Origin of the sequence: Lactobacillus helsingborgensis (assembly GCF_000970855.1) — a bacterium.
GTDB lineage: Bacteria > Bacillota > Bacilli > Lactobacillales > Lactobacillaceae > Lactobacillus > Lactobacillus helsingborgensis.
Genome location: NZ_KQ034046.1, coordinates 663,516 through 677,417, shown reverse-complemented (window position 1 = coordinate 677,417; position 13,902 = coordinate 663,516). Strand labels below are relative to the sequence as shown.

At 37.2% G+C, this 13,902-nt stretch carries 14 protein-coding genes; 2 read left to right on the top strand and 12 right to left on the bottom strand.

The genetic code is table 11. The annotated features are described in order from the left end of the window. Positions 1-18: 18 nt before the first annotated feature. From JF73_RS03300 to murB, 9 genes are all read right to left on the bottom strand, one after another. Complete coding sequence (locus JF73_RS03300) at positions 19-1,542, bottom strand: glycosyltransferase (protein WP_046326956.1); 1,524 nt, start codon at positions 1,540-1,542, stop codon at positions 19-21. A gap of 155 nt (positions 1,543-1,697) precedes the next feature. Beyond that, a complete protein-coding gene (locus JF73_RS03295; RefSeq protein ID WP_046326955.1) occupies positions 1,698-2,408 on the bottom strand; it encodes a hypothetical protein in 711 nt (236 codons plus the stop codon). A 33-nt stretch (positions 2,409-2,441) separates the two neighbouring features. Beyond that, entirely contained in the window at positions 2,442-2,879 is a 438-nt protein-coding gene (locus JF73_RS03290) for a CopY/TcrY family copper transport repressor (RefSeq protein ID WP_046326954.1), read from the bottom strand. Between the two features lie 24 nt (positions 2,880-2,903). Further along, positions 2,904-3,719, bottom strand: a complete 816-nt coding sequence (locus JF73_RS03285) for a Cof-type HAD-IIB family hydrolase (protein WP_046327393.1) — start codon at positions 3,717-3,719, stop codon at positions 2,904-2,906. Between the two features lie 132 nt (positions 3,720-3,851). Then, complete coding sequence (glmS, locus tag JF73_RS03280; RefSeq protein WP_046326953.1) at positions 3,852-5,663, bottom strand: glutamine--fructose-6-phosphate transaminase (isomerizing); 1,812 nt, start codon at positions 5,661-5,663, stop codon at positions 3,852-3,854. A gap of 205 nt (positions 5,664-5,868) precedes the next feature. Next, positions 5,869-7,221, bottom strand: a complete 1,353-nt coding sequence (glmM, locus tag JF73_RS03275) for a phosphoglucosamine mutase (protein WP_046326952.1) — start codon at positions 7,219-7,221, stop codon at positions 5,869-5,871. 19 nt (positions 7,222-7,240) lie between these two features. Beyond that, the gene (locus JF73_RS03270) at positions 7,241-8,218 is read right to left on the bottom strand and encodes a CdaR family protein (protein WP_038522007.1); all 978 of its coding nucleotides are present in this window, start codon (positions 8,216-8,218) and stop codon (positions 7,241-7,243) included. Next, positions 8,215-9,060: a diadenylate cyclase CdaA gene (cdaA, locus tag JF73_RS03265; protein WP_046326951.1), complete on the bottom strand. Its 846-nt coding sequence runs from the start codon at positions 9,058-9,060 to the stop codon at positions 8,215-8,217. The genes JF73_RS03270 and cdaA overlap by 4 nt, the downstream gene beginning before the upstream one ends. Positions 9,061-9,104: 44 nt before the next feature. Next, complete coding sequence (murB, locus tag JF73_RS03260; RefSeq protein ID WP_046326950.1) at positions 9,105-10,004, bottom strand: UDP-N-acetylmuramate dehydrogenase; 900 nt, start codon at positions 10,002-10,004, stop codon at positions 9,105-9,107. A gap of 98 nt (positions 10,005-10,102) precedes the next feature. Here murB and JF73_RS03255 point away from each other — a divergent pair, with 98 nt between their 5' ends. Beyond that, positions 10,103-10,636, top strand: a complete 534-nt coding sequence (locus JF73_RS03255; RefSeq protein WP_046326949.1) for a 3'-5' exonuclease — start codon at positions 10,103-10,105, stop codon at positions 10,634-10,636. A 25-nt stretch (positions 10,637-10,661) separates the two neighbouring features. Here the strand turns inward: JF73_RS03255 and tsaE are convergent, their stop codons facing one another. From tsaE to JF73_RS03240, 3 genes are read right to left on the bottom strand one after another with little or no spacing between them, the layout of a single operon-like run. Continuing rightward, positions 10,662-11,144 carry a tRNA (adenosine(37)-N6)-threonylcarbamoyltransferase complex ATPase subunit type 1 TsaE gene (tsaE, locus tag JF73_RS03250; protein ID WP_046326948.1) on the bottom strand — a complete coding sequence of 161 codons (483 nt, stop codon included), beginning with the start codon at positions 11,142-11,144 and terminating at the stop codon, positions 10,662-10,664. Beyond that, the gene (pta, locus tag JF73_RS03245; protein WP_046326947.1) at positions 11,134-12,132 is read right to left on the bottom strand and encodes a phosphate acetyltransferase; all 999 of its coding nucleotides are present in this window, start codon (positions 12,130-12,132) and stop codon (positions 11,134-11,136) included. Before pta ends, tsaE begins: the two co-directional genes overlap by 11 nt. Positions 12,133-12,148: 16 nt before the next feature. Continuing rightward, positions 12,149-12,844: a uracil-DNA glycosylase gene (locus JF73_RS03240; RefSeq protein WP_046326946.1), complete on the bottom strand. Its 696-nt coding sequence runs from the start codon at positions 12,842-12,844 to the stop codon at positions 12,149-12,151. A 178-nt stretch (positions 12,845-13,022) separates the two neighbouring features. Between JF73_RS03240 and JF73_RS03235 the strand changes: the two genes are divergently transcribed. Beyond that, the gene (locus JF73_RS03235) at positions 13,023-13,898 is read left to right on the top strand and encodes a Cof-type HAD-IIB family hydrolase (RefSeq protein WP_046326945.1); all 876 of its coding nucleotides are present in this window, start codon (positions 13,023-13,025) and stop codon (positions 13,896-13,898) included. Positions 13,899-13,902 lie beyond the last annotated feature (4 nt).

Genomic DNA, 13,902 nt, shown 5'->3' with positions numbered 1-13,902 from the left:
GCCAATTTTTTAAAATACTTACTTATCTGTATCAATCACATATTTTTGCCAGTAACGCCAAACATTCTCACTGGACGAGCGTTTGGCATTTTCATACGCTCCCTCATTCAATTTTCTGCGTAATTTAGGACTAGTAAAAAATTCAGTAATTTTGGCTGCTAATTCATCAATATGACCACTAGGAACAATAAAGCCGCTTTGCCCATCTGCAATCAGATCTGCAGGACCATAGTTAATATCATAAGCGATTACGGGCACACCGTGTGATTGGGCTTCAACTATTGAAAGTGGTGCTCCTTCATACCGTGAAGAAAGAACTGAAAGCTGCGCATTATCATACACAGAATCCATATCTTGCGTATAACCCATAAAATGAATAACATTTTCTAATCCAAGATCCTGCACCAATTTCTTTAGCATTTTTTCTTCTTTAAAATTATCGTTACCGTCGCCATAACCATAAATATCCAATGTTAAAGAATCATTTTTTTGATAAGCCTGATTAAAGGCTTTGATCGCATCGTCGATACGCTTTTCATAAAATAATCTGGCTATGATTATTATTTTTCCTTTAGTCCGTTCACTCATTGGAATATGTTCTGCCTGTAGCTGCTCATCAGGAACTATTCCAACTGGTATTGAAACTATCGGCACCTGCGTTCTCAACCTTTTACGCATGTCATCTGCCTGATGTTTTCCTGGCGTAATAACTAAATCAGTCTTGCTTAATAATTCATTGTTGGAAATAGAATTGTAAGTCAGTGGAGAACTTGGATCCCAGTAATCCCTAAAATGAATATTATGAAAATGCTCAATTTTTCTAGCCGGTGTTTTCATGTTAATCATGGGTACGTTAGTGATATTGCTGCGGTCAGAAATAAACGTGGATTTTTCAGCCCCATCCTGCTCATTTAATTGGTCAAGCATAATGGTGAATGCCTGACCGCTATTCATTAGCGAATGAACAACTCCATGAACATCTGTTAACTGAATGTTAGTTGCTGGGTAATAAGTTGGCCTTTTTTCGTAAGAAATCTCATAATAAATAGTATTGTTCGGACGGAAAAATAATTCGTAGACCAAATGGTCATCAGCTGTATCAAAAATCTGGGTCAGACTCTTAAAACCACGTGTATCATAAAAATCCTCTTTGATACGGTGAACATCGCCATTATAATATATAATCGTATCTACGCTGCCATTAGGGAACATATTAATGGTCATGGTTTTACGATTGTCTTCATATACTTCATAACCATTAGTAATTTTCTTCACCTGGTTAAAGCCTGGAATGGGCAAGTCTTTTAGTGTGACAATACGACTAGCATAATTAACGGTTCCGGCAAAAAAGTCAAACATATTAACGTAATCATCATCGTCCAACCCATAAAAAGCCAAATTACGATGACCAAAACGGTTAAATTCACTCGTCGTTATTTTCGCTTTGACATGATTACGTTTAAACAACTTTAGCCTTTTAACTTCTGCGTGTTCTATTCCTGAACTATTTGCATCTAATTTACTATCTAAAAAATAATACATTATTTTACCTTTTATTCTCACATTTTAACTATCCTTACCAATTTTAGCATATATTTTATTATTTAAAATGGTTTTTAAAAGCATAAATACCACCATAAAAAGCATTGATTCAAACTGACCTTGAATCAATGCTTGATTTGTGCTTCATATATTTGTCATTCTTTTTTGGTAAGTCTCAAAACTAAAGGCCAAATTATAGCAGTTATTATTCCAATAGCTAACCCAGTCCATAAAATCGGTGACGTAATTATGGTAAAACCACGGGCAGTATTACTTTCAAGCCATTGAACCACTTGATTAGCAAAAAACTGTAATGCACCAAAAGAACCTACAGTAGAAATCAGTAAAATGATGGCAGCCCAATATTTACCGAAAAGTATCAGTAGTGCTGCTAAAATGAATAATAGTATTGCTGCAAAGAAGAAATAATGAAAAATATTAATTGCGCGATTTACTTTGTTGCTATTTTTATCAAGTCCATCATTAATTCTATTTAACATTAATTTACTGACAGTTTTTTGAACGTCATTATTTTCTGGGAAGGAAAGATTTTTCGCTGTTACTTCGCCATTTGCTTGGTAACTTGCGCTTAAGTCATACAAACTGACATAAGACAAGTCATAATGATATTTTTTAGGTAGCTGTTCTAAAATCTTGTCTTCTACACCAAAGTCTTTTGCCAACTTTAATGTGCCAATCAGTCTGGAGTCACCCGTGTTATTAACACTTTTCTTAATCACCGTTTGCGCCATTGTCCGTACATTTTTGACATTCAGAGTTATCGGTGCTTCCATAACTAAAAAGCCTGAAATACAAACTGCCGCAGTAAAAATCAGACGTAGCAATATATTAGCAATTTTTTTCATTAACCTAGCCTCCACAGTCAAATTAACATCAATCTAACAGTCGTGTTGTCCCGAAGCTAAGCAGTTACACTTAATCATCTTGGGAGCATGCTCCTTTTTATGAGCAAGTTCTCCTTCGATCTTGTTAATATCACCTTCAGAAAGAGGCATATCATTGAGAATAGCGATCAAGACTTGACCTTTGTGCATATCACACATGTGGTTCATCATCTCTTTAGTTACTTCGATCATCATTTCAATCTGAGTAACCGTGGCCGAATAAACAAAACGGCGGCCATCTTTACGCGTTTTTAGCAGTCCTTTTTTGACTAAGCGACCCATTAGAGTCTTAATAGTCGATTCAGACCAATTCTTTTTGGCTTGGAGCTGTTTAATGATCTCGCCAGTGTGTATTTCGCCCAACGTCCACACTATTCTCATAACTTCCCATTCAGCTTCGGAAATATTATGTTCTCTATTTTTTTCTACCATAATAATCAACTCAACTTTATTTTACTACAGAACAAATTTTTTTAGTGCTTTGGCAATTCCGTCATGATCATTATCGTCGGTCACAAAATCGGCGTTTTCTTTAATCATTTCAATCGCATTGCCCATAGCAATCTTTTTAAAATCTGGATTACTAAACATTGAGATGTCATTGCCCTGATCGCCAAAAACCATTACTTGATCCGGCCTGATCTTTAACCTGTCCGCCAGTTCCATCAAAGCATTGCCTTTTGAAGCATCTTTAATATTAATTTCAACTATCGTTGAAAAGCTGCGGACCACGTCATATTTGGCAAATGCCCATTGGGGAATATTTTCCCACAGTTTATCTACTTCTTTAACATCACTTAGAACACTAAGGCCTACTTTATTAAAAGCAAAATCCTGAGGAATTTCCTCAGCTTTGCGGACCTTGATTACATTATTAGTATTGGTGGCACTGTCGGCTAAATTAACACCTATATCACGATCACAAGTCCAATAACATTCAGGCGTTTCAAAATGAAGATTCACATGGGCCAAACGCTGCAGGCGGCGCATATTAGTGAAATCCCGGTAATTCATTTCTTCATTCATCAAGACGTTACCTGCAAGATCCTGTATAACTGCACCATTAAACACGATGTCGTATTGCTTTTTACCCATCAAGCCTAATTGTTGGTTAAAAGGCATAACTCCGGATAATGGTCTGCCGCTTGCTAAAACTACTTTTATTCCCTGACTATCAGCTTGTTTAAGAAGTTTTTCTGTTTCAGGTAAGATTTGTTTGGTACTCGTCAGTAAAGTACCATCTAGGTCAACCGCAATTAACTTAATTGACAAAATAATTTCCTCCCACATTTCTTCATTATCTTCTTTATTATACAAAAAGTCGTAATTACTTACGACTTTTTCAAGAAATATTCTGTTTAAATAGGGTTTTATCTAGATCACAAATGAAATTGGCAGTTTATTTTACTCAACAGTCACACTTTTTGCCAAATTACGTGGCTTATCAACATCCAGACCCTTGTCTTTAGCCGCAAAATAAGCCAAAAGCTGTGTCACTACAACCGTAACTAATGGTGATAAGAAGTAGTCTACTTCAGGCAAAATAATATCGTCACCTGTTTGCGCTAATGATTTATTGACAATAGTAATAACGTTTGCTCCTCGTGCAACTACTTCCTGAATATTACCCCGCATCAGATCAGCAGTTAGTGGGTCATTAATCAAGGCAATAACAGGAGTTCCTTTTTCAATTAAAGAAATGGTGCCATGCTTCAATTCAGCTGCTGCAAAGCCTTCAGTTTGAATGTATGAAACTTCTTTGAGCTTAAGTGCTGCTTCTAACGCTACCGGATAATCAATGCCACGACCAATATAAAATGCATTGCGGGATGGTATTAAATCTTTTTGTGCCAGCTGCTCTATCTTTTCCTGATTGGAAACTACCTGTTCGATTCCTTCTGCAGCCAAGGCTAAATTCTGCTTGAGTTTGAATGCCGCAGCAGCATCATCGCCCATTTTTTCACCTAAAGCTTTGGCAATTACCGCTTGAACAGCTACTTGCGCGGTATATGCTTTAGTTGAAGCAACAGCGATTTCTGGACCGGCTTCAAGCGCCATTGAATAATTAGCTTCACGAGCTAAAGTAGATTCTGGGACGTTAGTTAAAGTCAAACTCGGAATATTGCGCTTAATTGCCTCTTGAAGCACCACTCTCGAATCGGCGGTTTCACCAGATTGCGACAAAAAGATAAAGAAGGGATGTTGTGACATCATTGGAAAATGATAGCCAGCCTCTGATGCAAATCCGACTTCAGTGGGAATTTTGGTTAATTTTTCAAAAAGTAGTTTTCCCACTAAACCGGCATGATAGCTCGTGCCGGCAGCAAAAATATATAATTTATCAGCCTTTGCCAAAGCATCAATTATTGCCGCACTAACTTTTGGCTTGCCATTTTGATCAAGATAAAATTGATCTAAATGCCTTAAAACACCTGGCTGTTCACATATCTCTTTCAACATGTAAAAATCATAAGTACCCTTAGAAGCAGCGTCTTCAGCAACATTTAATTGATAAGGTTCCCTTGTAACTTGCGCGCCACTAATAGTTTCAATTTGGTAACCATTTTTGGTAATATCACCCACTTCGCCGTCATGTAAGTCAACAAAAGTTTTTGTTTGGTCTAATACGGAAAGAGCATCAGAAGCAATAACGTTAAAGTCTGCACCCAGTCCCAATAGTAGTGGTGACTTGTTTTTGGCAATATAAATATGATCTGGATGCTGGTTATCAACTAACAAAAGAGCATAGGACCCCTTGATCATAGTCAAAACTTCTTTGAGAGCAGTCAAAGCATCGACGTTTTTTTCTCGTGCAATTTTACTAATTAATTGAACAATCACTTCCGTATCCGTATCAGACTTGAATGACGCATTATTGAGATATTTTTTTCTTAAATCTTGGTAATTTTCAATAACACCATTGTGAACCAAATAGAAACGCTTAGTTTCATCAAATTGGGGATGGGCGTTTGCCTCAGTTGGTTTACCATGAGTAGCCCAGCGTGTATGTCCGATACCGACTTGGCCCTGTTCATCAGGTTTCATTTTATTTTTTAAATCCTGAATACGACCAGTGGTTTTAGTTAAAAATTCTTTTCCTGCCAAATCATTAAGGTATATTCCTGCTGAGTCATATCCTCGATACTCCAATTTAGACAAGCCATTTAAAACTATTTCTCTAGCTGATTTTCCAATTATTCCGACAATTCCACACATGTGTATCTCCTTTGGTCTAGTTAAATTTTATATTTTTGGGCTAATTTATATATTTAAGTCACGTATGGAATATTAGCCTTTATATTGTAATTGGTCAAGTAATATTTTTCATAATTGGTCTATACTATATTGTGAAACAACTATCATTAACACAAAAAGCAGGCAAAATTAATTTGCCTGCTTTTTAAATTTGAATTTTTAACCTTTAAACGCCCATTTCTTTTTCCACTACATCAGTAATTCTCTTGACATAGGCATCCGTTTCTTCTTGAGTTGGTCCTTCAGCCATGACTCGCAATAAGGACTGGGTACCGGATGGACGAACTAAAATGCGCCCTTCATCACCCATCTCTTTTTCAACTTCTTTTATCACGTCTAAAATTGGTTGGTGTTCTTTCCAGTTCTTTTTATCCTTAACTGGTACGTTAACCAAGCATTGCGGATATTCCTTAAAATCGGTTAACAATTCCGACAAAGTTTTACCAGTTCTCTTCATTACCAACATTAAATGCAGTCCGGTCAGCATCCCATCACCAGTATTATGATAATCGCTCATAATTACGTGACCAGATTGTTCACCGCCCAGGTTAAAGCCGTTTGCCCGCATTTCTTCTGATACGTAACGGTCTCCTACCTGAGTACGTACATTTTTGATGCCGCGTCTTGATAAAGCTTTAGTAAAGCCAAGATTACTCATTACTGTGGTAACAATTGTATCCTTTTTCAAGCGGCCGCCATCTTCCATGTAGCTGCCCAAAATATACATGATATGATCACCATCGACTTCATTGCCATTCTCATCCACAGCAATACAGCGATCGGCATCACCGTCAAAAGCCAAGCCAAGTTGAGCCTGCTGTTTAACTACTTCTTCCTGTAATCTTTTAGTATGGGTTGCGCCAACGTGATCATTGATATTCAAGCCGTTAGGGTGAGTAGCAATGGTGGTAAAATCTACCCCGCAATCAGCAAATAAACGAGAAATAAGGCGGCTAGCTGCGCCGTTTGCACCATCAATGACCACTTTAATACCATCAAGTTCTTCTGGAATAGTATTTTCGATAAATTGTAAATATTTAGCACTGCCTTCATGAAAATCTGTAACGGACCCAAGCCCTTTAGCAGACGGTCGAGGTAATTTATCCTCTGATGCATCTATTAGTTTTTCAATTTCTTCTTCCATCTCATCGGATAATTTCAAACCGTCACTACCAAAGAACTTGATACCATTATCTTCAACTGGATTATGTGAAGCTGAAATTTGTACACCTGCGTCGGCACCTTGAGCGCGAACTAAATATGATAAACCAGGTGTAGTTATCACTCCCACCTCTAAAACCTCAATTCCGACTGACAACAGTCCAGATATTAAGGCATACTCCAACATTTGACCAGATATTCTGGTATCACGTGAGACCAATACTTTTGCCTGTTCTTCTTTAGTTTTGTTTTTGGTTAGGACATAACCACCATCACGACCTAACTTAAAAGCCATTTCAGGTGACAGTTCTTGATTAGCCACCCCGCGTACACCATCTGTGCCAAAATATTTCAACATTACTAAACAACCTTTCTAATTAATTATTTTTATTTCTAGAATTGTTTGCTTTTTCCACTTTTATTTCAACTTCAACCTGGTTAGGATTAGCTTTAACTACTCCATCTGGTAGATTAAGAGTTACAGTTTTGGTAGTCGAACTTGTAACAGAAGCTAAATCAACTGGAACCTTGAGGTGTTTGATCTTAGCCAGAGCATCCTTGTTACCATATAGCGTAACGTAATTATGTTTTAATGAAAGAGAATAGATTCTATCCAATTTTTCATGTTCAGGTTCAAGTTTCATTTTAACTGACTTTTTAGATATTGTAATCGGTATTGAAACTTTAGCTGTTGCTGGATCAATAATGACATTTAACTGCCTACCCTTATGGTCTTCAGCAACCAGGTTGACTTGTCTTTCAAAGGTATGATCAATATTATTTGGCAAAACTACTTTGGCTATTATTTGATCAATTTGATCGACTTCAGACCGCGCTCCTGTTACCTCAACCTGTTGTGGGTAAACACTCGCATGACCTAGTTGATAACCTTGAGCAACAGCACCTTTATTATACTCTACCTGTACAGGCATTGTCGTAGACTTTCTACGCTGAATATCAACTTCTACACTCCGCGGGTTAATAGAATAAGAAATTTGTTTATTAATGCCATTAACGTGAATTTTGACATTGTGCATACCAATACTTTTTTTGGTTAAATCAATATAAGCACGAAAATTTTGCGTATTTATAGTCGAAGTTACCAGAGCAGCGGATCCTTCTAATGTCACACTTACCTTTTCTGGATAACCAACTACATAATATTTATCCGTATCAACAGAAACCTGCAAAGGTACTTTAATGGTTTGAGTTTTATTAGCAGTTTGCTTAGTTTTTTCAGTTTGCCCTTGAGATAAAAAGCCTTCTTGAGTGGAATTAACATAAATAACCAGTAAAACGGCTATTAAGAGTGAAACGAGTCTGATAAACCAAGATTTTTTCCAAAATTCTTTCATCGGTCAGCACCCCATTTCCACAGTTTCCGCAGGATTTTTTGATACCATTTATCATTGCTATTTTTCTTAGGTACCAATTCTGCTTTAAGATATTTCAGATATTCATCACGTGTCATGTCCACTAAAAAGCGCCCATTACGAGTTATTGTCACACCACCCGTTTCTTCTGAAACTACAATCGTGATCGCATCAGTTACTTCTGAAATTCCAACTGCAGCTCTATGACGTGTTCCTAACCGTTTAGGAATCATGCTGTTATCAGACAAAGGCAAGTAAGCTGCAGCTACCGCAATTTTGTGATCCTTGTTAATAATTACAGCACCGTCATGTAACGGAGTATTAGGAATAAAAATGTTGATAAGCAATTCTCCTGTGACATCAGCATTAAGTTTAATTCCAGTTTCAATGTAATCTTCCAAACCCGTTTCCTGTTGCACAGTGATTAGCGCACCAATTCGTCTCTTTGACATGTACTGAATAGCTTTGTCCAGTTCATTAATAAATTTGATTGATTCATCACGAGCACTCTCTTCACGACCACCAAAAATAGGCAGACGACCTAAATGTTCAAGCCCGCGTCTAATTTCCGGCTGAAAAATCACTATAATGCCAACCACAGACCAAGAAACAATTTGGTCAATCAGCCAAGTGGTTGTATGCAATTGCAGTATTCCAGCAATAATTCTCACAATAAAAATTAAAACAATGCCCTTAGCTAGTTGAACTGCTTTGGTTCCTCTAATTAAGATAACCAAGTGATAGACTACAAACCAGATTATCAGCACATCAAGAATTGTTGATAAGTTTGCCCAAGTAAAAATGTGTATACCGCTAGTCTGCATAAATACTCCTTTCCCTATTAAATAAACAAAATTTCAGTATCAATTCAATCTTTCGGCTTACCAATAATTCTAACCTCTGTGTGCAAATCAAGACCAAATTGTGACTTGATTCTTTTTTGAATTAAATGAATTAAGTCAAGATAATCAGTCGCAGTTGCATTGCCTTTATTAACAATAAAGCCGGCGTGTTTAGTTGAATCCTGGGCACCCCCAATTTGTTTGCCTTGCAAGCCAGCCTGAATAATCATTGGCCCCACATAGTGACCTGCTGGTCGTTTAAAAACACTACCGCATGAAGGATATTCCAAAGGCTGTTTGTACTTACGCAAGGCATTGAGGTAATTCATGTCTGCTAAAATGCGACTTTTAACATCATTTTTTAAGGCAAAAGTAGCTTCAAGAACAATATCGCCAGTTTCCTGGACTAACGAATGACGATAAGAGAATTTCATGTCTTTTCTACTATAGTTTTTAATTTCCCCTGAACGCGTCAAGACTTTGACATTCTCAATTGTGTTACATGTTTCACCCCCATAAGCACCAGCATTCATAAATACAGCTCCGCCAACGCTTCCTGGTATACCCGCCGCAAATTCCAAACCACTAAGACAGCTTCCAGCTGCAGTAAATGCAGTATCAACAATTGTGGCACCCGCTTGAGCAATAACTTTGGTTTTTTGAACCTTAATTTGATTCATGTTTGTTAAAATTATTACCAAGCCAGAAATGCCACCATCCCGGATTATTAAGTTAGAAGCATTACCTATTATCGTTAAGGGAATTTTATTATTATAGGTAGTCACAACCAACTTTTTAAGTTCAGTTTCGTTTTGGGGAAAAGCCAAAAATTCCGCTGGTCCACCTGTTTTGGTGAAGGTGTACTTACTTAGTGGAACTTGCCTTCTTATTTCAATACCTTCTTTTGCTAAATCTGTTAATTTCAAAACAAAAATCCCCTTTATATAATCTTTTACTATTTTACCGCATTACGAAACCAGCTTCATCATATGTTATACTAAAATTAAGTTTTAAAGGAGAAAAAATGAATTTTATAGCGATGGATTTTGAAACTGCCAATCGTCATCCAGAAAGCGCTTGTTCTTTGGCGTTAGTAATGGTACGAAATAATGTCATTGTTGACCGTTTCTACACTGTAATCAATCCGCAGATGCCTTTTGACGCAAGGAATATTCAAATTCATGATATTACTGCCGAAGACGTACAAGATGCACCGACAATGTCAGAAGTTTGGCCCAGAATTAAAGCTTTGTTTCAACCCGGAATGTTAGTGACAGCTCATAACGCCCGCTTTGACACCAACGTCATGCATCAAAGTTTAGCCCGTTATGATATTGCAGAACCACATTACTTTGTACTTGATACTCTACAATCGAGTAAGTTACTTGAACCAAATCTACCTAATCATAAACTCGATACCGTTGCAAAAGCATTAAACGTTGAATTATGGCACCACCACAATGCTTTAAGTGATAGTGAGGCCTGTGCGGGTATTTTAATAGCACAAAATAAACAATTTGGCGATGAAACACTTAAAAACCTGGTTTACCAAATTTAATCTAAAAAAAGTAGAGCATAAAGCTCTACTTTTTCTTTTCAATTAAAGTTAAAATTTGTTCAGCCCAAGCTTTATTTCTCTGTCCTTGCGGCTCAAATTCAATTATCCGTTTAGTAGAATCCCAGCTATCGTCAACACGTTTAATAGTAATTTGTAAGAATTCCTGGGGTAATTGTGCCTGAACTACTTCTGGCCATTCGATTACCACTAAACCCGGCTCTGTTAAATAGCCATTTAAATCAATTGAAGATAAATCATCATTTTCAAGTCTATAAAAATCCATATGAAATAAAGGCAATCTGGCCTCAGGATATTCTCTGACTATCGTAAAAGTGGGACTTTTAACAGGCCGCTTAATTCCTAAAGCGGAACCAATACCTTGAGTTAGAGTGGTTTTTCCCGCTCCCAGATCACCGTTTAGCAGCAACAAGTCATGCACCTGTGCTGTATCAGCAATTGCAGCACCAATATTCTGCATTTCACGTGCGGAATTAACATTAACCTTCATTTTGTTCATCCCTTAGTAATGCCTGTGCAGCAGTCAAAATTGCAATATGATATATATCTTGAGTATTTGCTCCGCGAGAAAGATCATTCACTGGTTTTTGCAGCCCCTGCAAGATGGGGCCAATGGCAGTAAAGTTTGCCAAGCGTTGGGTAATCTTATAAGAAATATTGCCAGATTGCAATTCAGGAAATATAAAAATATTAGCTTGACCCTTTAATGCAGATGCAGGAGCTTTGCTGGCTGCTACATCTGGGACAAACGCGGCATCGAATTGCAGTTCACCATCAGAAACAATTTCTGGATGTTGCTGATGAAAAATTGTTGCAGCTTCTCTGACTTTGGTGACCATTTCACCTTTAGCAGAACCGTTAGTTGAAAAACTTAAAAATGCTACTTTAGGGTCAATATCAATCATTCGTGCTGTTTGAACAGACTGGTAAGCAATTTCCGCTAATGTTTCACTATCAGGATCAATATTAATTGCACAATCAGCAAAAATATATTTTTCTTTTGCACGTTCCATGATAAAACTGCCAGATACCCTGTTCATACCAGCTGCAGTATGAATCAACTGCAAGGCTGGGCGGACAGTGGCAGCAGTTGAATGAGTAGCACCAGAAACCATGCCGTCAGCTTGACCTATTTTGACCAGCATCGTCCCAAAATAATTATGGTCTTCCAGTGCCTTTTCTGCTTCACTTTTTGCAATGTCTTTTCTGCGTGCGTCAATGAATTTCTGCACCATATTTTTTTGCTTTTCGTAGTGAAGTGGATCAATGATTTCTAACTGCGAAAATTCAAGATTTTCTTTTGTGATTAAAGCCTTAATTTCTTCAGGCTCACCTAATAAAATTGGTTTAACGATATCAGCCAGCGACAATTTACTGGCTGCCTTTAAAACACGCAAATCATTTCCTTCAGGGAAAACAATTTGATAAGTTTTATTAGAATTTTGGACTTTATTTTTTAATAAATCAAAAACACTCATATAATCTAGTTCTTTTCTATGCTAAATCTGTCTGCGTAACTTTGGCTGGTAACTGCCAATCAATTGGAACTTCACCAAATTCTTTCAAAGCCGCATTACAACGGGAAAAAGGTCTTGAGCCAAAAAATCCTCTATCAGCTGAATAAGGACTTGGATGAGCTGATTTAATCACAAAATTTTTGTCTTGGTCAATTAAAACGATTTTATTTTGGGCGTAACGTCCCCAAAGTATGAAAACTACTTTACCCCGATCACTTAAAGCCTTAATTGCGGCATCCGTTACTTCTTCCCAGCCTTTTCCTTGATGACCATTAGCATGTCCGTAAGGAACTGTGAGAACCGCATTTAAAAGTAAGACACCCTGATCAGCCCATTTTTTTAAATAACCGTGATTAACCGGTCGGCAGCCGACGTCATCATACAGTTCCTTATAAATATTTTGCAAAGATGGCGGCAACTTGACACCCGGCATAACCGAAAAACTCATACCTGTAGCCTGCCCAGGGTTATGGTAAGGATCCTGTCCTAATATAACAACTTTGGTATCTGCAAACGAAGTTAACTTAAAAGCAGTAAAAATATGGTACATGTCAGGGAAAATTCTTTTAGTCGCATATTCTTTTTTTAAAAATTCATGCAGCTGCTGATATTGATCACTTGCAAAAACAGGAGCCAGAATTTCATCCCAGTCATTACCAATAAACTTTTTCATTACCACAACATCCTCTCTTTCACTAACTTTTATGGTATCATGAAATTAATTATCAATGTGGGAGATTTTGCTACTTTTTAATTCTTTTTATTATCTCAAAATATAAAAGTAATAACTTCTTCATATATGATAATATGGTAGATAAGAAAATGACCTATATAGGAGGAGTAAGTAAGCTGTGATTAAATTAGTAGCTTGCGATTTAGACGGTACCCTTTTTAACAGCAACATGACTATTTCAGAAGAAAATGCTGCTGCAATTAAATTGGCCCAAAAAAATGGAATCGAATTCTTAGTGGCAACAGGCCGCTCACCGCAACAGTCACGCAAAAATATGCGTGAATACGGCCTCAAAACTGGTTTCATTAATATTAATGGTGCTTTGGTCTATGATGCAAATGAGCAATTACAAGTTAAGCATCAATTACCAAATGAAAAAGCAAAATTAGTTGCACATATTTTACTTAAAAATCAGCTGTATTTTGAATTGGTTACAGCTGATAAAATATATTCAAATGATATTAGTAAACGTGTAGTTAATTTAGCGCGTTCTTTAATGTCGCTTAATCCGGGAGTGACTTTCAAAAAGGCGGTAGCAACAGCAGCTGGCAGCAACGCCATGTTAAGTATGACTTTGGTGGATGATTTTGACCAGCTACTCGCTGATCCCAAAACGGAGATTATGAAAATCATCTCGTTTGATGCTCACGGACCTGCCGCTTTTTCCAGTGCCAAAAAGGAAATTATGTCATTAGGGGGAGTTGCGGTAACTTCGAGCGCGGCGGCTAACATTGAGATCAATGATATTAAAGCGCAAAAAGGACCTGCACTTTTAGATTATGCCAGGAAAAAAGGTTTTAAAAAAGAAGAAGTAGCTGCAATTGGCGATAACCTCAATGATGCTAGTATGATTAGAGATGCCGGAGTCGGTGTTGCAATGGCAAATGCGGTACCCGCTATCAAAAAATTAGCCCAAGTCAAAACAAAATCTAATGATGATAATGGAGTTGCTTATATTTTAAAGAAATTTATCAAAAATAACGCTGAAGAATAGAGGT